Raw genomic sequence first — 20,468 nt, forward strand, 5'->3', positions numbered from 1 at the left:
CCGATGGTCCACTGGCAGGTCTTCCCTCAAAGGAGGGGTTCGTGTCATCCCGCCGACCTGGCAACGCCCAACCGCGCGTGTCAAGGGGGCACTCGGAGCCAGACCGCACCTGACGCTGGAACGGCCCCCTTGACACGTGTGGTTGCCCTTGTGGAGGTCGGCGGGATGACACGGACCCCGGCACCCGCTGGAACAGGAGCCGACCCGCAGACCCCGTCATCCTGCTGATCTGCCCGTCCGGCGAGGACGCTCTTGATCTTTAGAGCTTGGCGCTTCGCCCAGGCCCGCCCACGGCGCCACACCGTCAGGCAATCAGAAGGGCAATCAGAAGGGCGAGACGAAGCCCGACGCCTGGAGGTACCTGCCCGCGTTCAGGCCCTCGATCTTGCGCAGCTTCGAGTACACGACCCGGTCGCCGAAGTTGCCCTCGACGGTCCGAACGTGAGTGGCCTTCAGGCCGGTTCGGTCGTACTTGACCTCGACCACCAGACCGACGTGCGCGTGCATGTCCGGGTAGTTGCCGTAGACCACGGCGTCACCGGGCTCGACGTCGCGCTCCGCGATGTCCTTCCACCGGCCGTTGGCCCGGCCCCACTTCTGCCAGTACGTCGCCCAGTGCCCCTGATCCAGCACGGACGCCCCCGGTGCCGGGCGCATCGACGGCCTGTCCGGCACGCCGGCGGTCGTCCACGCCCAGTTGACGAACACGCCGCACCACTCGGCGGGCCGCAGCACGCCCTGGCCCGCCACCTGGTACTGCGGCGGGTAGAGGTTGCCGGTCCTCTCGCGCTGACCGACCTGGCGCAGGGCGTGGTCCACGATCTCCTGCCGGACGCGCCACTCTGCCTGGTCGCCGAGAGGCTGCGCCTGCGCGTGCGCCGGCGATCCGCCGACGAGCAGCGCGCCGGCCAGCACCGCACCGACCGCGGCTCGCACCGCACGTCCGGTCATCAGTTCCCCCTACGGTCGTCCGCTCACCCATCCAACACCGAAACGGGTGACCTCGGCGTGAGGCCGAGGTCACCGGATCAGGTCAGAGTTCCGCGAGCCGTTCACGAAGAGTGTCCAACCCCATGGCGCCCATCTCCAAGGCCTCCTTGTGGAAACCCTTGAGGTCGAACGCGGAACCGTGCCGGGCACGGGCGTCGTCACGGGCCGCCAGCCACAGCCGCTCGCCCAGCTTGTAGGACGGCGCCTGGCCGGGCCAGCCCAGGTAGCGGTCGATCTCGTCGTGGACGTGCGCCGGGTCGGTGATGGTCCGGGTGAGCATGAACTCCAGGCCCAGGTCCGGGGTCCACCGCTCACCCTCGTGGAAGCCGGTGCCCTTGGGGATCTCCAGCTCCAGGTGCATGCCGATGTCGATGATCACCCGCGCCGCGCGGAACAGGTGCGCGTCGAGCATGCCCAGCAGGTCGCCGTCGTCCTCGAGGTAGCCGAGCTCGCGCATCAGCCGCTCCGCGTAGAGCGCCCAGCCCTCGCCGTGCCCCGACACCCAGCACATCAGGCGCTGGAACTCGTTGAGCTTCTCCGCCTGGTACACGGCGGTGGCGACCTGGAGGTGGTGGCCCGGTACGCCCTCGTGGTAGACGGTCGAGACCTCGCGCCAGGTGGGGAACTCCTCCTTGCCGTCCGGCACGGACCACCACATGCGACCGGGGCGGGAGAAGTCCGGGGTGGGGCCGCTGTAGTAGGCGCCGACGCCACCGCCGGGCGGCGCGATGCGGCACTCCAGCTTCATCAGCTCGTCCGGCAGGTCGAAGTGCACGCCGCGCACGTCCTGCAACGCCTTGTCCGACAGCCCCTGCATCCACGACCGCAGGCCGTCCTTGCCGTGCACCAGGTAGCGCGGGTCGGCGTCCAGCGCGGCGGCGGCCTCGGCGAGGGTCGCGCCCGGCTTGATCCGGTTCGCGACCTGCTTCATCTCGGTCTCGATGCGGGTGAACTCCGCCCAGCCCCACTCGTAGGCCTCGCCCAGGTCGAGGCGGGAGCCGGTGAAGTAGCGGGACTGCAGGCGGTAGACGTCTTCGCCGACGGCGTCCTTCTTCGGCGCCTTGGGCGCGAGGTCGTCGCGCAGGAACGCGGCCAGGTCGCCGTAGGCCTCGGCGGCGGCCCTCGCGCCCGTCTCCAGCTCGGTGCGCAGCGCGCCGTCCGCGGGCGCGTCGGCGATCAGGGCGGCGAAGAACGACTTGCCGCCGGTCCGGCCCGACCACGTGTCGCACTGCTCGGCGACCTTGCCGACCTGCCGCAACGCGGCCACGTGGCCCTGGTCGGCGGCGTGGGCCAGGCCCGCGCGCAGGTTCGCCACCGCCTCCGGCACGGCGGTGAGCCGCTTGGCGATCACGGCCCAGTCGTCGGCGGTGTCGGTGGGCATCTGGTCGAACACCTCGCGCATCGACTGCACGGGGCTCGCGATGACGTTGAGGTGGCCCTCCATCTGGCCCGCCTCGTGGAGTTCGACCTCCAGGCCCACCCGCTCCAGGAACACGGCCTTCGCGTCGGCCTCCGACTTGTCCGCGGGCTCGGCGGCGTTGATCGCGGCGAGCGCGTTGCGCGCCAGTTCCTCGCGGGCGGCGTGGCCCTCCGGCGAGTAGTCGGTGAGCCGGTCGTCGTGGCCGGGCTTGCCGATGAACGTCGCGGCCAGCGGGTCCGCCGCCGCGTAATCGGCTACGAACTGGTTGCTGATGCCGTGCACGCCGGCGGTGGAGGGTGACATGAGCCGCACGTTACCTGCGGGCCGTGTCCCTCCAACAGGTAATTAGCCACGCTCACGATCGTGTACCTCCGGTCAACTTTTGACCGCGGCCGGCAGGATGGCCGCGTGCCCAGGGCCTCCGCGCTCCTCCTCCCGGTCTTCCTCCTCGCGCTGTTGTCGCTGACGGGGTGCGTTCGGCTGCACGCCGCGATGGCGCTGTCCTCCGACGACCGGGTGTCCGGCGAGATCACCGCCGCCACTCCGCCGACCAAGGACAACGACCCCGGCCCGCAGTTGAAGGTGCCGCACGAGCTGGCGGGCAAGGTCACCACCAAGCCGTACAAGGTGGACGACTACGTCGGCACGCAGCTGTCGTTCAGCGGGTTGACGTTCGACGAGGTGCAGGCGCTGTCTGCGGCGACCAGCGCCTCGTCCAGCCGGTACCAGCTGGCGTTCCGGCGGTCCGGCGACCTGGTGACGCTGTCGGGGTCGGTCGACCTCACGCAGGTGCCGCCGGAACGCGCCGACATCCAGGTGAAGATCAGCTTCCCGGGTGAAATTGTCGACACGAACGGGCGAGAGGAAGACAACGCGACCATCTCGTGGGCCCCGAAGCCCGGTCAGGCGTCGATGTTGACCGCGACGGTCCGGTACGCCGGCGCGAACTCGGTGTCGTACTTCGGCTGGACCATGCTGGTCGCCGGGCTGACCGGCGGGGCGGCGCTGATCGTGGTGGTGCTGGCCATCGTCGCCCACCGCCGCCACCGCGTCGCCTGACCACACCCAACCCGCACACGCACCACCCCGGCGAGGTCGCGTCAGGCGACCGAGCCGCCGCCTGCGGAGCAGCGGCCGTCAGACGCAGTTCAGCTGCCAGGAGACGCCGAAGCGGTCGTTGGTCCAGCCGAACTTGCGGCTGAAGCCGTAGTCGCCGAGCGGCATCAGCGGTCGGCCCCCGTCGGACAGGGCCGCGTACAGGCGGTCGATCTCGTCCTCGGTGTCGCAGTTCACGTACAACGACACCGCCGGCGTGAACGTGAAGTCGTGCTTCTGCGAGCTGTCCATGCACCCGTACGTCCGCCCGGCCAGCGTGAACGTCGCGTGCACCACGGAACCCTCCGCCCCGGGCCCGTCGGGCCCGTAGCGCGAGATGGTCAGCACCTCCGAGTCGGCGAAGAGCGACGTGTACAGCGTCATCGCCTCTTCGGCCCGGCCTTCGAACATCAACAGGGTGGTGATCTCCGACATGGCCGCAGCCTAGGCTCGGGCGGGCACCAGACCCAGGCGGCCGACGATCTCCCGAGTCGCCTTCGACCGGTTGAACGTGTAGAAGTGCAGGCACGGCACGCCTTCGGCGAGCAGCCGCTCCCCCACCTCGGTCACCAGGTCGATCCCGGCCGCGCGGAAACCCGCCGGGTCGTCGACGTACGGGTCGAGTCGGCGGGCCACCGAGTCCGGCACCGACGAGCCCGACAGCTCCACCGTCTTGGCCAACGTCCGGGGCGTGGTCAGCGGCATGAGGCCCGGGATCAGCACCGTGTCGCAGCCCAGCGCCGCCACCCGGTCGCGCAGGCGCAGGAAGTCCTCCGGCTGGAAGAACAGCTGCGCGATCGCGAAGTCCGCGCCGGCCCGCAGCTTGCGCACCAGGTACTTGGTGTCCTCGTCCAGGTCCGTTGACCGCGGGTGGCCGTACGGGGATGCCGCCACGCCGACGCAGAAGTCGCCGAGCTCGCGGCACAGCCGGACCAGCTCCTCGGCGTAGGTCAGCCCCTCCGGGTGGGGCAACCACTCGCCGTTCGGGTCGCCGGGCGGGTCGCCGCGCACGGCGAGGATGTTGCGCACGCCGACGGCCGCGTACCAGCCGATCACGTTGCGCAGCTCGGCCACGGAGTGGTTGACCAGGGTGAGGTGCGCCATCGGCAGCAGGGTCGTCTCCTGCGCCACCCGGCCGGTGGTGCGGATGGTCCGGTCGCGCGACGACCCGCCCGCGCCGTAGGTGATGGACACGAACGCCGGGTCGAGGGCTTCGAGTTCGCGGATCGCGCGCCAGAGGATGGTCTCCTCGGCCTCGTCTCGCGGCGGGAAGAACTCGACGGAGAACACGGGGGACCCCCCGCGCAGGCGCTCGACCACCGACGTCATGCCGGCCAGCCTAGAGGTACGTCCGGACAGTGGGAGATTCCTTTCACTGGATGGGACCAGCCCCCCGGTTGGGCACCCGGCGGGAGCAGAGGTGACCATAGACGGGTGCCGCCCCACCCGTTGGACCTCGAACTGCCCAAGCACGTCGACGAAGCGTTGGCAGGCTACCTCGCCGACCGCCGGGCACTGGGTGCGCGCATGGAGGAGAACTTCACCGGCGCCGTGGACGCCCTGGCCGACTTCGTCCTCGGCGGCGGCAAGCGGGTCCGGCCCACGTTCGCGTGGTGGGGCTGGCGCGCCGCCGGTGGCGACCCGGAGGGCGAGCTGGCCGGAGCCGTGCTCACGGCGGTCAGCTCGCTGGAGCTGATCCAGGCGTGCGCGCTGGTGCACGACGACCTGATGGACGCCTCCGAGACCCGCCGCGGGATGCCGACCGTGCACGTCCGGTTCGCCCGCGAGCACCGCGCCGAGGGCTGGCTGGGCGAACCCGAGCGGTTCGGGCTGGCCGCGGCGGTGCTGATCGGGGACGTGGCGCTGGCCTGGGCGGACGACATGCTGTTCGCGGCCGGCCTGCCGACCGACGCCCTCCAGCGGCTGAGCCTGCCGTGGCGGGACATGCGCACCGAGATGCTGGCGGGCCAGTACCTCGACGTGCTCACGCAGGCGCGCGGCGACAGCTCGCCGGGCGCCGCGCTGCGCATCGACCGGCTCAAGACCGCCGCGTACACCGTGGAACGGCCGCTGCACATGGGTGCGGCGATCGGCGGGGCGTCACCGGAGCTGGTGGACGGCCTGCGCTCGTTCGGCACGGACATCGGCGTGGCGTTCCAGCTGCGCGACGACCTGCTCGGCGTGTTCGGCGACCCGGCGGTGACCGGCAAGCCCGCGGGCGACGACCTGCGCGAGGGCAAGCGGACGCTGCTGGTGGCGCTGGGCATGGAGTTCGGCGCGGACGTGCTGCACGAGGCGCTGGGCAAGCCCGACCTGGACGTCGCCCTGGTGGACCAGGTGCGCGCGCGGCTGCGCGAGGTCGGCGCGGTGGACGCGGTCGAGGAGCGGATCGCCGAGCTGACCGAGTCCGCGCTGCGCGCCCTCGACCGGTCGCCGATCGCCGAACCGGCCGGTGAGCGGCTCGCGGAGCTGGCCATCAGCGCCACGAAGCGGACCTCCTGACGATGCGCACGGTCACCGGCCGCACGGACCACGTCGTCGTGGTCGGCGCGGGGCTGGCGGGGCTGTCCGCGGCGCTGCACCTGCTCGGCGCGGGCCGCCGGGTCACCGTGGTGGAGCGCGACGCCGTGCCCGGCGGCCGGGCGGGGAGGCTGGACCTGGGCGGCTACCGGTTCGACACCGGGCCGACCGTGCTGACCATGCCGGAACTGGTGGACGAGGCGCTGAACGCGGTGGGCGACTCGGTGCGCGACCGGCTGGACCTGCGCCCCGTGCACCCCGCCTACCGGGCCCGCTTCGCCGACGGCAGCACGCTGGACGTGCACTCCGACGCCGAGGCGATGGAGGCCGAGGTGCGCCGGTTCGCCGGTCCGCGCGAGGCGCAGGGGTACCGGGCGCTGCGCCGCTGGCTGACCGAGCTGTACCGGGTGGAGCGCGAGCGGTTCATCGGCTCGAACTTCGACTCGCCGCTGTCGCTGCTCACCCCGCAGCTGGCGAAGCTGGCCGCGTTGCGCGGGTTCGGGCGGCTGGGGCCGTCGGTGGCGCGGTTCCTGCACGACGAGCGGTTGCAGCGGGTGTTCTCGTTCCAGTCGCTGTACGCGGGCGTGCCGCCGCGCAAGGCCCTCGCCGCGTACGCCGTGATCGCCTACATGGACACGATCGCGGGCGTCCACTACCCCGAGGGCGGGATGCGGGCGCTGCCGGACGCGTTGGCCGCGGCGGCCCGGGACGCGGGCGCGGACCTGCGCTTCCAGACCCCGGTGGCCTGGCTGGAGCGCATCGGCGGCCGGGTCACCGCCGTGCGCACCGCGCACGGTGAGCGCATCCCGTGCGACGCGGTGGTGCTCACACCGGACCTGCCGATGTCCTACCGCCTGCTGGGCCACCGCCCGCGCCGGCCCGTGCCGATCACGTGGTCGCCGTCCGCGGTCGTGCTGCACGCGGGCGTGGACCGGACGTGGCCGGAACTGGCCCACCACACGCTGCTCTTCGGCGGGGCGTGGGAGCGCACGTTCGACGAGCTGACCCGCCGCGGCACGCTGATGAGCGACCCGTCGTTGCTGGTCACCGCGCCGCCGGGGCAGGGCATGTTCGTGCTGGCGCCCGCGCCGAACCTGCGCACCGGCCCGATCGACTGGGACCGCGTCGGCCCGGCCTACCGCGACGAGCTGGTCGGCGTGCTGGAGGCGCGCGGGCTCACCGGTTTCGGCGCCGCGATCGAGGTCGAGCACCTGGTCACGCCCCGGGACTGGGCCGCGATGGGCCTGGCCGCCGGCACCCCGTTCTCGGCCGCGCACACGTTCGCCCAGACCGGCCCGTTCCGGCCGCGCAACCTGGTGCTGGACAACGCGGTGCTGGCCGGGTGCGGCACCACGCCGGGCGTCGGCGTGCCGCCGGTGCTGATCTCGGGCCGGCTCGCCGCCCAGCGGATCACGGGCGCCACCGCCGCGAGGTCCCGGCGACCGGTGACGACGCGGCGGGCGCACACCCGGCGATGACCGGCGTCGGACGTGACGTCGCGCACGCCGCGCGGCGCCGTCCACCGCGGACAAGTGTTGAACAGTGAACCCCGACGGGGGACCCGGCGGTACTCGGCGCAGGTCGGACCGATCCCGATCAGGTGATCGAATACTCCATGTGGTCACTCCCCCGGGTGACCCGCCCGTGCGAGGATCGCTCCGGGTGTTACGAGCGTGTCACCAGACAGCGCCATCACGTGCCGGCGCGTCTTGACGTTGTGCGACGATGTTGCCGCGATGGCCGCGACCCCGTCCTTCCCACGATCGAGCGCCGCACCTGTCGGGCCGGTGCGGTCGTCGGCTACCCGGGATCGGGACGACGGGGGTCGATCGGACCGGCCGGATCCGGGCGGCATCCCCATCCGCACCATCCTGCTCGGCGTCGGCGGCGTCATGCTGATCGCCCTGGGCGGCACCGGTGCCGGCGCGATCCTCAAGCACGACCCGCTGATCGCCGACACCTCGCTGAGCTTCATCCGGTACGGCCACGGCCACGACCTGGCCACCGCGGTGCTCTACGTCGGGCTCGGCATGGTGATCTGGTCGTGGATCCGGCTGGGCCGGATGGTGCGCAACCGGCACGTCGGCAGCGCCGCGGTGCTCACCGCGATCGTGGCCTGGACGCTGCCGCTGCTGTTCGCGCCGCCGTTGTTCAGCAAGGACATCTACAGCTACCTGGCACAGGGCCAGATCGCGCTCAACGGCCTCGACCCGTACTCCGTGGGTCCCGCGGTGCTGCAGAGCCCGCTGTCGGACAACGTGAGCTGGGTCTGGCAGAACACCCCGGCGCCGTACGGGCCGCTGTTCCTGATGCTCGCCGAGGGCGTGGTGTGGGCGACCGCGGGCAGCGTCATCGGCGGCGTGGTGGCCATGCGGATGGTGCTGGCCATCGGCCTGGTGCTGCTGTGCTGGGCGTTGCCCGGGCTGACCCGCCACCTCGGCGGCCGGCCCGCGGTCGCGCTGTGGGTGGCCGTGGCGAACCCGCTGATGCTCGTGCACCTCATCGGCGGCGCGCACAACGACCTGCTGATGGTCGGCCTGCTGGCCGCCGGCGTGCTGCTGGTGCTCGACCGCAGGCACGTGCTGGGCATCGCGCTGGTGACGCTGGCGTTCGCGGTGAAGGCGACCGCCGTGGTCGCGCTGCCGTTCCTGGTGCTGGTCTGGGCGGGCAGGCTGGGCGGCACGCGGGCGGCACGGCTCGGCAAGGCCATCGCGGGCGGCCTGGTCACGTTCGTCGCCGTGTTCGCCGCGGCCACCGTGGTGTCCGGTCTCGACCTGGGCTGGATCCCGGCGCTCAGCTCGTCGTCCACGATCGTGAACTGGCTGTCGCTGCCCAGCGCGGTCGGCGACTTCGCGCACACCGTGGTCAACGCGTTCGTCCGGGTCGAGCCGGGCTGGTTCATGACCATCGCCCGCGGCCTCGGTTCGCTGCTGCTGGTCTACATCGCGTGGCGGCAGTGGCGGGCCGCGCAGGACGGCGGTCCGGAGGCGGTGCGCCGCGCCGCGATCACCATGCTGGCCGTGGCCCTGCTCTCCCCCGCCACCCTGCCCTGGTACTTCAGCTGGCCGCTGGTGATGGCCGCGGCGCTGCCGTGGACCACGACCGGGCTGAAGGCGGCGGCGTTCTTCTCCACCTGGCTGCTGCTGGTGACCTTCCCCAACGGGGACACGGCGCTGTACTCGTGGGTGTACCTGGCGATGGTCGCGGCGGTGTCGGCGCTGGCGTGCGTGTCGCTGACCAGGCCGGACCCGCTGCGGCTGTCCGGCAGGTACGGGTGACGGACCTCGCCGGACCGGACGTGGCCGCCGCCTACGCCCGGTGCCGCGAGCTGAACGCCCGGCACGGCCGCACGTTCTACCTCGCCACCCGCCTGCTCACGCCCGCGCAGCGACCCGCCGTGCACGCCCTGTACGGCTTCGCGCGGTTGGCCGACGAGATCGTGGACAGCGGCGGGTCGGCCGACCCGGCGGCCGAGTTGGAGCTGCTGGAGTCGCAGCTGCTCGACGAGCTGGCGGGACGTGCCACGGGACACCCGGTGCTCGTCGCCCTGGTGGACGCGGTGCGCCGCCACTCGATCGACCCGGCCCTGTTCACCGAGTTCCTGACGTCGATGCGGATGGACCTCACCGTCACGTCCTACCCGGACTTCCCGGCGCTGGAGCGGTACGTGCACGGCTCGGCGGCGGTGATCGGGCTGCAGCTGCTGCCCGTGTTCGGGACGGTGGTGCCGCGCGCCCTGGCCGAGCCGCCCGCCGCCGCGCTGGGCCGGGCGTTCCAGCTGACGAACTTCCTGCGCGACGTCGGGGAGGACCTCGACCGGGGCCGGGTCTACCTGCCCCAGGACGTGCTGGCGGCCCACGGCGTCGACCGGGAGCTGCTGGTGTGGTGCCGGCGGACCGGGCGGTCCGACCAGCGGGTGCGGCGGGTGATGCGGCACCTGGTCGCGCACACGTTGGCCGAGTACCGGGAGGCCGAGGTGGGTGTGCCGATGCTGCGGCCCGTGTCGCGGCCGTGCGTGCGGACCGCGCTCACGCTGTACCGGGAGATCCTGGACGAGATCGCGGCGGCCGACTACCAGGTGCTGGACCGGCGGGTGGTGGTGCCGAACGCGCGCCGGCTGGCGGTGGCCGGGCCCGGTCTCGCGCGGGCGCTGGTGGCCAGGGTCACCGGGCGTTGACCCGGAGACACGACGTCCGGACGACTCCCCGGTAGGGGAGCCACCCGGACGTCGATCGGTCGTCTGACGGTGAACGGTCGTCGGGAGGAGTGGTGCGTCGGCTCGTCAGAACGCCAGGGCCTGTGCCCTCCGCTTCACCTCACGGCCGCGGTCGCCGCGCAACGCCTCGACGGGCGTGCCGGGCAGGGTGTCGTCCTCGGTGAACAGCCACCGGAGGATCTCTTCGGTCGAGAAGCCGGAGTCGCGCAGCACCGTGATGGTGCCGGGCAGCCCCTTCACCACGCCTCCGGCGGCGAGGAACTGGGCGGGGACGACGAGGACGCCGTTCCGGCGCTCCGCGAGCAGCTGACCGTCGCGCAGCAACTGGTGGACTCGGTTGATCGGCAGGTCAAGACGCTCAGCGACCTCGGGGAGGGGCAGGACCTCCAGGTCGGGAGCCAGCACATCCGCAGCGGCAGGAATCGCACTCACCTGCGTCACGATGCCACAACGACGTGAACGACGCCCTGCGCCAACCGGGTGGTGGCGGTACACCCTCGGGTCCCCTTGCGGACACCCCCTGTTTCGCCCCGCTTTGACGCGGATCCCACAAGCGCGCGTGGGATGCTCCAGCGCACAGCGATCGGTCGGCACCACCCACCGTACGATCCACGGCTGTGGAAAGGTCGGCGACGAACGTGATCGGCGGGCTGCTCGAACAACGCTACCGGGTAGGCACCCTGGTCGCGCGGGGCGGCATGTCCACCGTGTACCGCGGTGTGGACACCCGGCTGGAGCGGACCGTGGCCATCAAGGTCATGGACCCCAGGTTCTCCGCCGACCCGCAGTTCGTGGCGCGGTTCGAGCGCGAGGCGCGGGCCGCGGCGAAGCTGCACCACCCCGGCGTGGTGCAGGTGCACGACCAGGGCGTGGACGAGGACCGGGTCTACCTGGTCATGGAGCTGGTCGAGGGCGGCACGCTGCGCGACCTGCTCAACGCGCGCGGCAAGCTGGACGTGGCGCTGGCGCTCACCGTGATCGAGAAGGTGCTCTCGCCGCTGGCCGCCGCGCACCGGGCCGACCTCGTGCACCGGGACGTGAAGCCGGAGAACGTGCTCATCGGGCCCGGCGGCACGGTGAAGGTCGCCGATTTCGGGCTGGTCCGGGCGGTCTCCACGGTCGGTGTGACCAGCGACACCATGATCCTGGGCACGGTCGCCTACCTGTCACCCGAACAGGTCACCACCGGTACCACGGACGCGCGCAGTGACGTCTACTCGGCAGGCGTGCTGCTGTACGAGATGCTGACCGGCACGCCGCCGTACGTGGGCGACAACGCCATCTCGGTGGCCTACCGGCACGTGAACGACGACGTGCCCGCGGTGCCGGACGTGCCCGCGGAGGTCGCGGAGCTGGTGCGGCGGGCGACCCGCAAGGAGCCGTTCCTGCGGCCCGCGGACGCCGAGTCGTTCCTGTCCGAGGTGGAGACCGCGCGGGCGAAGCTGGGCCTGGCCACCGTGGACGTGCCGGTGCCCGTCGCCGCCGCGCCCGCCGAGGAGGCCACCGAGCACGTGCCGCTGAGCCTGGCCGAGCAGACGTTGCGGGTGGAGCCGGTGCGGGTGGGCGCGGGCGCGCCGTTCGCCGACCCGACCGTGCCGGTGCGCCGGCCGAACCCGCTCGTGCCGCCGTCGGCGGGCCCGCAGGGCACCAGGGCGATCTCCCGGGCGGAGCTGCTCGCGCCGCCCGTGCCGGCCGTGCCGTCGCCCCCGGCGGTCCGCGCGCGCCCGAAGAGACCTCCGAAGAAGAAGACGCCCGAGCAGCTGTACGAGGAGATGCGGGCGCGCAGCAAGCGGCAGTTCATCACGTGGATCAGCGTCGTGGCGGTGGCCGCGCTCATCATCGGCATCACCAGCTGGTGGCTGGTGGTCGGCCGGGTCACCACCGTGCCGGACCTGGTCGGCAAGGACGAGACCACCGCCACCGCGCTGCTGGACGAGGCGTCGTTGAAGAGGTCGCTGCGGACCGAGAACAGCGACACCGTGCCCAGCGGCCAGGTGATCAGCACCGACCCGCCCGCCGGCACCAAGGCCAACCAGGGCGACCTGGTGCGGCTCGTGGTGTCCGCGGGCAAGCCGGTCGTGCCGCAGGTCAACGCGGGCGTCGAGGTGGCCGCGGCCGAGCAGGAGATCGCCTCGGTCGGGCTGAAGTCCCAGCTCAACCCGGCCAAGGACGCGTTCAGCGACCGCGTGCCCAAGGGCAAGGTGGTCACCCTGGAGCCCGCGCCCGGCACGCCGGTGCCGATCGGCTCCACGGTGACGATCGTGCTCAGCAAGGGCTCCCAGCCCAGGCCGGTGCCCAGCGTGACCGGCAAGACCAAGGACGAGGCGTTCGCCGAGCTGAGCGCGGCCGGGTTCGACCCGGTCGAGGGGCCGACGGAGTTCTCCGACAAGGTCGACGGGGGCAAGGTGATCCGCACCGACCCGCCGGCGGGCACGAACCTGCCACCGAACAACCGGCAGGTGACCGTCATCGTGTCGGCCGACTCGGTGACCGTGCCGCAGGTCGAGGGCAAGACGGTCAAGGAAGCGAAGAAGATCCTGGAGGACGCGGGCCTCAAGGTCGACGTCCAGTTCAACAACCGCGACCGTGCCCGCGTGGTCAACCAGTCCATCCGCGCAGGCGAGCGCGTCCCGAAGGACACAAAAATCACCATCATCGCTGTCTGACACGGCTGTGGCCCCCGACTCCGCGGAGTTGGGGGCCACTGCCGTCTTGCGCTTGCTCTGCCGCCGACCAGACCACCACGCGAGGTCGCGGAGCAGCGGCCAATTAACTCCGCAGCATCTCGGCGACGAGGAAGGCCAGTTCCAGCGACTGCTGGGTGTTCAGGCGCGGGTCGCAGGCGGTCTCGTAGCGGCCCGCCAGGTCCAGGTCGGAGATCTCCTGGGCGCCGCCCAGGCACTCGGTGACGTCCTCGCCGGTCAGCTCGATGTGGATGCCGCCGGGGTGAGTGCCCAGGCGCCGGTGCACCTCGAAGAAGCCCTGCACCTCGTCGACGATCCGGTCGAAGTGCCGGGTCTTGTAACCGGTGGACGACTCGTGCGTGTTGCCGTGCATCGGGTCGCACTGCCAGATGACCTGGTGGCCCGACGCGGTGACCTTCTCGATGATCGGCGGCAGCACGTCGCGCACCTTGCCGTTGCCCATCCGGCTGATCAGGGTCAACCGACCGGCCTGGTTGTGCGGGTCGAGGCGCTCGACGTACTCGACGGCCATCTCCGGCGTCGTCGACGGCCCGATCTTCAACCCGATCGGGTTGGACAGCAGCTCGGCGAACGCGATGTGCGCGCCGTCCAGCTGCCGGGTCCGCTCGCCGATCCACAGGAAGTGCGACGACAGGTCGTACAGCTTCGGCTGGTCACCGCTGGTGTCCAGGCGCAGCAGCGCCCGCTCGTAGTCCAGCAGCAACGCCTCGTGGGAGGCGAAGATCTCGGTGGTGTGCAGCGACGCGTCGTTCACGCCGCACGCCGACATGAACCGCAGGCCGCGGTCGATCTCGCCGGCCAGGGCCTCGTACCGCTCACCGGCGGGTGACTGGCGGACGAAGTCCTTGTTCCAGTCGTGCAGCCGGTGCAGGTCGGCCATGCCCGCGCTGGTCACCGCGCGCAGCAGATTCATCGCCGCGCCCGCGTTGGCGTAGGCGCGGATCATCCGGGACGGGTCCGGCACGCGTGCCTCGGGCGTGGCGACCAGCGAGTTGACGATGTCGCCGCGGTAGGACGGCAGGCCGAGCGCGTCGATGCCGGACGAGCGCGGCTTGGCGTACTGGCCGGCGATGCGGCCGATCTTCACCACCGGCAGGCTCGCGCCGTAGGTGAGCACGACGGCCATCTGCAGCAGGGTCCGGATGTTCGCGCGGATGTGCGGCTCGGTGTTGTCCGCGAACGTCTCCGCGCAGTCGCCGCCCTGCAGCAGGAACGCCTCGCCGCGGGCGACCTCGGCCAGGTTGTCGCGCAGCCGGTCGATCTCGGCCGGCACGGTGATCGGCGGCACGCTCTCCAGCACGGCGCGCACCCGGCGCACCTGCTCGGCGTCCGGCCACTCCGGCTGCTGGGAGGCGGGCCTGCCCAGCGCGTCGTGGAGCCGGTCGCGCAGCTCGGGCGGTAGGGGCGGAAGCTCGGGAAGCGTGTCCACGGGCACGTCCACGGTCCAGTTCACACGTTAAAGATAGCCGTCCACACTCAGAGACGGACGCGGGTCCGCCTGTGCATCATGTGGGCCATGCCTGACACCCGACTGGATGACGACACGGCGGCCAGGCTGCTGTCGACCGCGGTGGACAACCTCCAGCGCGACTACCCGGCGCACTGGTCGCACGTCGTCACCGGCGACGCCGACCTGGTGCCGCAGCGGGTGCTGCACCCGATCTTCGCGGGCTCCTTCGACTGGCACTCCTGCGTGCATCAGACCTGGTTGACGGTCCGCCTGCTGCGGTTGCGGCCCGGCGTCGAGGGTGCGGAGCAGGCCCGCCGGGTGCTGGATTCGCTGATCACCGAGGAGCACGCGCGGACCGAGGCGGCGTTCTTCGACGGCCCCAACGGCGGGTTCTGGGAGCGCCCCTACGGGTGGGCGTGGCTGCTCGTGCTCGATGCGGAACTCCGCACCTGGGACGCGCCGTGGGCGACCGCGCTGCGGCCGTTGAGCGCGGTGCTGCGTGACCGGTATCTCGCCAAGGTGGCGGGCGCGCGGCTGCCGATCCGGACCGGCACGCACGGCAACACCGCGTTCGCGACCGGGCTGGTGCTCGACGCGGCACGTGCGGTGGGTGACGAGGAGCTGGCCTCGGCGTGCGCGGCGGCGGCGCTGCGGTGGCACCGCGAGGACGTCGGGTACGGCGGGTTCGAGCCGGACGCGGCCGACTTCCTCTCCCCCGCGCTGACCGAGGCGGACCTGGTGCGCCGGGTGCTGCCCGCGGACGCGTTCACCGCCTGGTTCGAGGCGTTCCTGCCGCACCTGGAGGACTCGCGCTGGAAGGTGCTGCGCGAGCCGACGCCGGTGGACGACCCCGGTGACGCGTACGGCTCGCACCTGGTCGGCCTGGCGCTGTCGCGGGCGTGGCAGTGGGGCGCCATCGCCGACGCGCTGCCCGCGGACCACCGGTACGCCGACCTCGCCCGCACGGCCGCCGAGGAGCACCGGGAGACCGGCCTGCGGCACGTGTTCGGGCACGGCTACTACGCCGAGCACTGGCTGGGCACCTTCGCCGCCTACCTGGACCTCGGCGCGTTCACGGACCGCTGAGGCCGGTCGGCGGGCAGCCGGCCGCGGCGGCACGGCACCTGCGCTCCTCCAGGGGACGGCGCATCGCCGCGAACCGCTCGGCCGCCTCCAGGAACAACGCCGCCGCCTGCGTGCGCTGGCCCTGGGCACGCCGGACCTGCGCGCGCACCTCCCACAGGGCGGCCGACCACTGGCCGCCCTGCCACAGCCCGCTGATCCGCTCCGCCTCCACCAGGTGCGGTCGGGCCCGGCTGGGGCTGCCCGCGCACGCGCACGCCGTCGCCGCCGCGATCCGGAAGCCCATGGAGCACGGGTCGCACACGTGCGGGGCTTCGGTGAGCCACCGCTCCGCCTCCCGGATCGCGCTGAGCGCGCCGCCGAGGCTGTCGGCGGCCTGCACGCGGACCCCGTGCACGCGGATCACCAGGTGCGACGGGATGCCCGACGACCGGGCCAGCGGCAACGCGCGGTCGAGGTCGGCGCGGGCGGCGGCGCGGTTCCCGCGGCGGGACGCGGCCTCGGCGAGCCGTTCCAGCGCCAGCGACTGCGCCGAGACGCACCCGGCGCGTTCGGCCTCGCACAGGGACTCGCGCAGGGTGGCCACGGCGGTGTCGAGGTGGCCGGACAGCAGCGCGAACTCGCCCAGCAGCAGGAGGGCCAGTGCCCGGCCCGCCGCGGAACCCGCCCGTGACGCGATGTCCAGCAGGTCGCGGCCGAACGCCTCCGCGCCGTCGTGCCCCTCCGGCCCGTACAGGTAGATCTCCTGGAAGCACAGGTGGGCGTCGTAGACCTCCGGCCGCGTCGGGTGCCGCACGGAGTCGGCGAACTCCTCCCGGAACAGCCGGTGCCACGTGCCGCGGGCGTGCGCGACGAGGGCCAGCAGGGTCGAGGCCTCACCCAGCTCGTGCCCGAGGTCGGCGTCCAGCGCCAGCACCCGCACCTGCCTGGCCAGCCGCTCGGCCTCGGCGAGGTGGCGCCGCCCGAACGCGACCAGGCCGTTGGCCAGCGCCACCGCCGCCCGCTGCGACGGCGACGGCGGCTCGGCCGCGTCCACGGCCAGCGCCGACTCGTACAGCGCGATGGTCTCCGCGTCCGGCCCGACCCCGATCCGCTCCCGCAGCGTGCGGCGCAGCCGGTCGAACTGGCGCAACGCCTCCCGGCGGTTGCCCGCGGCGAGGTGCCGCCGCATCACCGCGCGGTGGGCCTGTTCGTCTGTTTCGTCCAGTTCGAGCAGCCGTGCCCAGTCGCCGGCGGCCCTGAGCAGCGCGACGTACCGGCCCTCGACCTTCTCGTGCGGCTCGGCCACCCAGCACTCGTAGCGGTCGTCGGCGAGCAGGCCGCCGCGGTACTCGGCGGCGGCGAGCGCGCAGCGGGTGGCATCCCCCGAGGCCAGCGCCGCGTCGGCGGCCCGCTCGAACCGGTCCAGGTCCACGTCGAGCACGCCGACCGGCCACAGCGTCAGCAGCCGCCCCTCGCACCGGACCGCGTCGGCCCGTCCCAGCGCACGTCGCGCGTAGTAGAGCGCCTTGCGCAGGTTCGCCCCGGCCGCGTCGACGGGCAGGTCGGGCCACAGCCGGTCCATGACCTGCTCGCGGTGCAGCCGGTGGTCCGGCTCCACCGCGAGGAGCTTCACCACGTCGGCCGCCCGGCGGTTGCGCCACACGTTGCCGGGGACGGGTCTGCCGTCGACGGAGACGGAGAACCTGCCCAGAACGCGCACCTGGCAGGTGGCCGGCATGGCGGCACCCTACGTCCGCCTTCGCCGGAGCGCCCGTGGAAAACCGGGGTGCGCCCGTGGGAACGGTTTGGGAACGCACCGCCGGCTAGCGTGGCCCGACCAACCAGGGCAGGACCGATCAGGACAGGAGGACGCGATGTTGTTCATGGACGTGCACAACAACCTCCCGGAGGGCGCCGGCGCGAAGGACGTGGCCGACGCCCACTCCGCCGACCTCCGCACCCAGGACCAGTACGGCGTCCGGTACCTCCACTACTGGGTCGACGAGAAGGACGGCAAGGCCTTCTGCCTGGTCGACGCGCCGGACGCGGAGGCGGCGCACCGGGTCCACCGGGAGGCGCACGGCCTCGTGGCGGACGAGATCTACCCCGTTGTCCAGGGCTGAGACACGACGAGAGGTGATGGAGATGTCTGTGCTTGCGTCGAAGAGCTTCACGGAGCCGGAAGAGGTCCGTGAGTTCCCGCACGGCCACGTCGACCTGGTCACCGTCGGTGGCACGACGGTCGGCAGAGCGGAGTTCGAGCCGGGCTGGCGGTGGTCGAAGGACGTGCAGCCGATCGCGGGCACGCACTCCTGCCAGGCCGCCCACACCGGCTACATCCTGTCCGGCCGGATGCACGTCGTCATGGACGACGGCGAGGAAGGCGAGGCGGGGGCCGGCGAGGCGATCATGGTGGAGCCGGGGCACGACGCCTGGATCGTCGGCGACGAACCGTGCGTGATGGTCGACTTCACCGGCCTGACCGACTACGCCAGGAAGTGACGAGGAGCCCCTGGCGTCCGGGGACACCAGGGGCTCTCACCGGAGGTCCGATCTCAGCCGAAGAAGACCTCGGCCTCGGCGTAGCGGTGCACCGGGACGGTCTTGAGCTCCGCCGTCGCCTCGGCCAGCTTCACCCGGACGATCTCCGTGCCGCGCAGCGCGACCATGACGCCGAAGTCGCCCTCGGCGACCGCGTCCACCGCGTGCAGGCCGAACCGGGTGGCGAGCACGCGGTCGTAGGCGGTGGGGATGCCGCCGCGCTGGACGTGGCCCAGCACGACCGCGCGGGACTCCTTGCCGGTCCGCTCGGCGATCTCCTCGGCCAGCCAGGTGCCGATGCCGCCCAGCCGGACGTGGCCGAACGCGTCCTTCTCACCGGAGTGCAGCACCTCGGCGCCGCCCTCGGGCATCGCGCCCTCGGCGACCACGATGATCGGGGCGAACTGGCGCTCGAAGCGCCGCTCCACCCACTCGACCACCTTGTCGACGTTGAACTGACGCTCGGGCACCAGGATCACGTTCGCGCCGCCGGCCAGGCCGGAGTGCAGCGCGATCCACCCCGCGTGGCGGCCCATGACCTCGACCACCAGCGCGCGGTGGTGCGACTCGGCCGTCGTGCGCAGCCGGTCGATCGCCTCGGTGGCGATGTGCACGGCGGTGTCGAAGCCGAACGTGTAGTCGGTCGCGCCCAGGTCGTTGTCGATGGTCTTCGGCACGCCGACGACGCCGATGCCGTCGTCGGTCAGCCGCTTCGCGACGCCGAGGGTGTCCTCACCGCCGATCGCGATCAGCGCGTCGACCTTGTTCGCGGCCAGCGTCTCGCGGATGCGGTCGACACCACCGTCGATCTTGTACGGGTTGGTGCGCGACGAGCCGAGGATGGTGCCGCCCCTGGTGAGGATGTCCTCGACGTCATCGAGCCCGATCGGCTTGGTCAGGTTCTCGATCGGTCCCTGCCACCCGTTGCGGAACCCCACGATCTCCCAACCGTGGGCCTCGATGCCCTTGCGGGCCACACCGCGGATGACCGCGTTGAGGCCGGGGCAGTCGCCACCGCCGGTGAGCACACCAATGCGCATTTGCTTAGCCAATCTCTTCTCGTGGCGTGGGTCACCCAAGACTGACACGCCCTGGATCGGTGCAGCAAGCGAGGGTCCACCTACCGGACGGAGAAGCCCCTGCGCTGCCGCTCGCTCTCGATCACCTTCCAGCGCGCGAGGTTGTGCCTGGCGTCGGCCAACGCGTCGTGCGCGTCGGCCGGAGCCTGGGGCAGCCGCGGTTTGCCCACGTCCTCCCAGCGCTGGCGCAGGTCGCGGGTGAACCGGGGCAGGCAGCGCGGCAGAGCCGGCATCGGGCCCCACAGCTGCGCCAGCGCCACGTGGTCGTAGGCCGCGAACCACGCCCACAGCTCGATGTCGTCCCGGTTGGCCTTGGGCCCGCCGACGAAGTCGAGCAGGTCGGCGCGGATCCGCTCCCGGCTGCGCCACGCCTGGTCGGCGGGCGGCGGCAGCTGGGTGAGCACGTTGGCGCGCACCCACGGACCCGCCTTGGCCGGGTCGAACTCGGTCGACACGGCGTAGAACTCACGGCCTTCCTCGTCGACCACCCCGATGGAGACGAGGTCGATCGTGACCCCGTCTTCGATGAACTCACAGTCGTAGAAGAACCGCACCCCACCAGCCTAGGGGTGCCGATCAGCCGGCCTTCGTCTCGGGCAGCCGATCGGCCGCCAACGCCTGCTTGGCCTCGCCCTGTCCCTCCTTGGCCTTGGCCGCGTAGACGTCGACGTACTCCTGGCCGGACAGCTCCATCAGGGCGTACATGATCTCGTCGGTGATGGACCGCAGCACGAACCGGTCGCCGGACAGACCCGCGTAGCGGGAGAAGTCCAACGGCTTGCCGATCTTGATCCGGATCGGGTACGGCCGCCACATCTTCGAGCCGATGGGGTTGGCCTTGTCGGTGCCGAACATCGCGATGGGGATGACCGGCGCGCCGGACTCCAGCGCGATCCACGCGACGCCGACCTTGCCCTTGTAGAGGCGTCCGTCGGGCGACCGCGTGCCCTCCGGGTAGATGCCGAGCAGCTTGCCCTCGCGCACGATCCGCACGCCGGTGTCGAGCGCGCCCTGGGCGGCCGACGCGCTGGACCGGTCGATCGGCACCTGGCCGACGCCGGAGAAGAACCAGCGCTGGAAGGCGCCCTTGAGCCCCTTGCCGGTGAAGTACTCGATCTTGGCCGGGAAGGTGACCCGGCGGGACAGCTTCAACGGGAGGAAGAACGAGTCGGAGACCGCGAGGTGGTTGCTCGCCAGGATGGCACCGCCCTCCTTGGGGATGTTCTCCGCGCCCTCGATGATCCGCGGGCGGAAGAACAGCTTCAGGAGCGGCCCGAGAAAGATGTGTTTCATCAACCAGTAGAGCACCGCTGGGAGCGCCTCCTCGACGTGCTTGATCCCCGCCGCCAGCCTACGGAGCCGATGGCGAAAGACACAACGAACACCC

Annotated in this window: 19 protein-coding genes; 9 read left to right on the forward strand and 10 right to left on the reverse strand. The window is 72.1% G+C overall.

The window, feature by feature from the left end; genetic code table 11:
* Positions 1-324: 324 nt before the first annotated feature.
* Together AB0K14_RS38440 and AB0K14_RS38445 are read right to left on the reverse strand one after the other, a co-directional pair.
* A complete protein-coding gene (locus AB0K14_RS38440; protein WP_360460599.1) occupies positions 325-951 on the reverse strand; it encodes a CHAP domain-containing protein in 627 nt (208 codons plus the stop codon).
* Between the two features lie 82 nt (positions 952-1,033).
* Positions 1,034-2,713, reverse strand: coding sequence for a DUF885 domain-containing protein (locus AB0K14_RS38445; protein WP_360460602.1), 1,680 nt, complete (start codon positions 2,711-2,713; stop codon positions 1,034-1,036).
* Between the two features lie 105 nt (positions 2,714-2,818).
* Between AB0K14_RS38445 and AB0K14_RS38450 the strand changes: the two genes are divergently transcribed.
* Positions 2,819-3,469 (forward strand): DUF3153 domain-containing protein, encoded by a 651-nt coding sequence (locus AB0K14_RS38450; protein ID WP_360460605.1) that lies wholly within the window; start codon positions 2,819-2,821, stop codon positions 3,467-3,469.
* A gap of 78 nt (positions 3,470-3,547) precedes the next feature.
* On the opposite strand, the gene AB0K14_RS38455 is transcribed toward AB0K14_RS38450, so the two are convergent.
* The gene (locus AB0K14_RS38455) at positions 3,548-3,940 is read right to left on the reverse strand and encodes a VOC family protein (protein WP_360460608.1); all 393 of its coding nucleotides are present in this window, start codon (positions 3,938-3,940) and stop codon (positions 3,548-3,550) included.
* Positions 3,941-3,949: 9 nt separating this feature from the next.
* Positions 3,950-4,834: a methylenetetrahydrofolate reductase gene (locus AB0K14_RS38460; protein ID WP_360460611.1), complete on the reverse strand. Its 885-nt coding sequence runs from the start codon at positions 4,832-4,834 to the stop codon at positions 3,950-3,952.
* Positions 4,835-4,939: 105 nt separating this feature from the next.
* On the opposite strand from AB0K14_RS38460, the gene AB0K14_RS38465 reads away from it, so the two are divergent.
* The 4 genes from AB0K14_RS38465 to AB0K14_RS38480 all read left to right on the forward strand — a co-directional run bounded on the left by AB0K14_RS38465 (position 4,940) and on the right by AB0K14_RS38480 (position 10,202).
* On the forward strand, positions 4,940-6,007 hold the full coding sequence (locus AB0K14_RS38465) for a polyprenyl synthetase family protein (protein ID WP_360460614.1): 1,068 nt from the start codon (positions 4,940-4,942) through the stop codon (positions 6,005-6,007).
* A 2-nt stretch (positions 6,008-6,009) separates the two neighbouring features.
* Entirely contained in the window at positions 6,010-7,503 is a 1,494-nt protein-coding gene (crtI, locus tag AB0K14_RS38470; protein ID WP_360460617.1) for a phytoene desaturase family protein, read from the forward strand.
* A 309-nt stretch (positions 7,504-7,812) separates the two neighbouring features.
* Positions 7,813-9,303 carry a polyprenol phosphomannose-dependent alpha 1,6 mannosyltransferase MptB gene (mptB, locus tag AB0K14_RS38475; RefSeq protein WP_360460620.1) on the forward strand — a complete coding sequence of 497 codons (1,491 nt, stop codon included), beginning with the start codon at positions 7,813-7,815 and terminating at the stop codon, positions 9,301-9,303.
* Positions 9,300-10,202: a phytoene/squalene synthase family protein gene (locus tag AB0K14_RS38480; protein ID WP_360460623.1), complete on the forward strand. Its 903-nt coding sequence runs from the start codon at positions 9,300-9,302 to the stop codon at positions 10,200-10,202. The genes mptB and AB0K14_RS38480 overlap by 4 nt, the downstream gene beginning before the upstream one ends.
* Positions 10,203-10,307: 105 nt before the next feature.
* Here the strand turns inward: AB0K14_RS38480 and AB0K14_RS38485 are convergent, their stop codons facing one another.
* On the reverse strand, positions 10,308-10,673 hold the full coding sequence (locus tag AB0K14_RS38485; protein WP_360460626.1) for an Rv2175c family DNA-binding protein: 366 nt from the start codon (positions 10,671-10,673) through the stop codon (positions 10,308-10,310).
* A 185-nt stretch (positions 10,674-10,858) separates the two neighbouring features.
* Here AB0K14_RS38485 and AB0K14_RS38490 point away from each other — a divergent pair, with 185 nt between their 5' ends.
* Positions 10,859-12,907 carry a PASTA domain-containing protein gene (locus AB0K14_RS38490; RefSeq protein WP_360460629.1) on the forward strand — a complete coding sequence of 683 codons (2,049 nt, stop codon included), beginning with the start codon at positions 10,859-10,861 and terminating at the stop codon, positions 12,905-12,907.
* A 103-nt stretch (positions 12,908-13,010) separates the two neighbouring features.
* Here AB0K14_RS38490 and AB0K14_RS38495 read toward each other — a convergent pair whose 3' ends face one another.
* Positions 13,011-14,399, reverse strand: a complete 1,389-nt coding sequence (locus tag AB0K14_RS38495) for a class II 3-deoxy-7-phosphoheptulonate synthase (RefSeq protein WP_360460632.1) — start codon at positions 14,397-14,399, stop codon at positions 13,011-13,013.
* 63 nt (positions 14,400-14,462) lie between these two features.
* On the opposite strand from AB0K14_RS38495, the gene AB0K14_RS38500 reads away from it, so the two are divergent.
* Complete coding sequence (locus AB0K14_RS38500; protein WP_360460634.1) at positions 14,463-15,482, forward strand: DUF2891 domain-containing protein; 1,020 nt, start codon at positions 14,463-14,465, stop codon at positions 15,480-15,482.
* Here AB0K14_RS38500 and AB0K14_RS38505 read toward each other — a convergent pair.
* Entirely contained in the window at positions 15,469-17,199 is a 1,731-nt protein-coding gene (locus tag AB0K14_RS38505; protein ID WP_360460637.1) for a BTAD domain-containing putative transcriptional regulator, read from the reverse strand. The two genes, AB0K14_RS38500 and AB0K14_RS38505, sit on opposite strands and share 14 nt — an antisense overlap.
* Positions 17,200-17,335: 136 nt before the next feature.
* On the opposite strand from AB0K14_RS38505, the gene AB0K14_RS38510 reads away from it, so the two are divergent.
* On the forward strand, positions 17,336-17,584 hold the full coding sequence (locus AB0K14_RS38510; protein ID WP_360460640.1) for a DUF4242 domain-containing protein: 249 nt from the start codon (positions 17,336-17,338) through the stop codon (positions 17,582-17,584).
* Positions 17,585-17,606: 22 nt separating this feature from the next.
* Positions 17,607-17,963 carry a cupin domain-containing protein gene (locus tag AB0K14_RS38515; RefSeq protein WP_360460643.1) on the forward strand — a complete coding sequence of 119 codons (357 nt, stop codon included), beginning with the start codon at positions 17,607-17,609 and terminating at the stop codon, positions 17,961-17,963.
* A gap of 53 nt (positions 17,964-18,016) precedes the next feature.
* On the opposite strand, the gene AB0K14_RS38520 is transcribed toward AB0K14_RS38515, so the two are convergent.
* From AB0K14_RS38520 to AB0K14_RS38530, 3 genes are all read right to left on the reverse strand, one after another.
* The gene (locus tag AB0K14_RS38520; protein ID WP_360460645.1) at positions 18,017-19,042 is read right to left on the reverse strand and encodes a 6-phosphofructokinase; all 1,026 of its coding nucleotides are present in this window, start codon (positions 19,040-19,042) and stop codon (positions 18,017-18,019) included.
* A gap of 80 nt (positions 19,043-19,122) precedes the next feature.
* A complete protein-coding gene (locus tag AB0K14_RS38525; RefSeq protein ID WP_360460648.1) occupies positions 19,123-19,635 on the reverse strand; it encodes a polyadenylate-specific 3'-exoribonuclease AS in 513 nt (170 codons plus the stop codon).
* 22 nt (positions 19,636-19,657) lie between these two features.
* The gene (locus tag AB0K14_RS38530; protein WP_360460651.1) at positions 19,658-20,389 is read right to left on the reverse strand and encodes a lysophospholipid acyltransferase family protein; all 732 of its coding nucleotides are present in this window, start codon (positions 20,387-20,389) and stop codon (positions 19,658-19,660) included.
* Positions 20,390-20,468 lie beyond the last annotated feature (79 nt).

The sequence above is a fragment of the Actinosynnema sp. NPDC050801 genome (genome assembly GCF_040673975.1).
Lineage (GTDB): Bacteria > Actinomycetota > Actinomycetes > Mycobacteriales > Pseudonocardiaceae > Actinosynnema.

Excerpts from the sequence above, each read along its gene's own strand:
- AB0K14_RS38440 (WP_360460599.1), bottom strand. The coding sequence starts at position 951 with ATGACCGGACGTGCGGTGCGAGCCGCGGTCGGTGCGGTGCTGGCCGGC.
- AB0K14_RS38445 (WP_360460602.1), bottom strand. The coding sequence starts at position 2,713 with ATGTCACCCTCCACCGCCGGCGTGCACGGCATCAGCAACCAGTTCGTA.
- AB0K14_RS38455 (WP_360460608.1), bottom strand. The coding sequence starts at position 3,940 with ATGTCGGAGATCACCACCCTGTTGATGTTCGAAGGCCGGGCCGAAGAG.
- AB0K14_RS38460 (WP_360460611.1), bottom strand. The coding sequence starts at position 4,834 with ATGACGTCGGTGGTCGAGCGCCTGCGCGGGGGGTCCCCCGTGTTCTCC.
- crtI (WP_360460617.1), top strand. The coding sequence starts at position 6,010 with ATGCGCACGGTCACCGGCCGCACGGACCACGTCGTCGTGGTCGGCGCG.
- AB0K14_RS38500 (WP_360460634.1), top strand. The coding sequence starts at position 14,463 with ATGCCTGACACCCGACTGGATGACGACACGGCGGCCAGGCTGCTGTCG.
- AB0K14_RS38505 (WP_360460637.1), bottom strand. The coding sequence starts at position 17,199 with ATGCCGGCCACCTGCCAGGTGCGCGTTCTGGGCAGGTTCTCCGTCTCC.
- AB0K14_RS38510 (WP_360460640.1), top strand. The coding sequence starts at position 17,336 with ATGTTGTTCATGGACGTGCACAACAACCTCCCGGAGGGCGCCGGCGCG.
- AB0K14_RS38515 (WP_360460643.1), top strand. The coding sequence starts at position 17,607 with ATGTCTGTGCTTGCGTCGAAGAGCTTCACGGAGCCGGAAGAGGTCCGT.
- AB0K14_RS38520 (WP_360460645.1), bottom strand. The coding sequence starts at position 19,042 with ATGCGCATTGGTGTGCTCACCGGCGGTGGCGACTGCCCCGGCCTCAAC.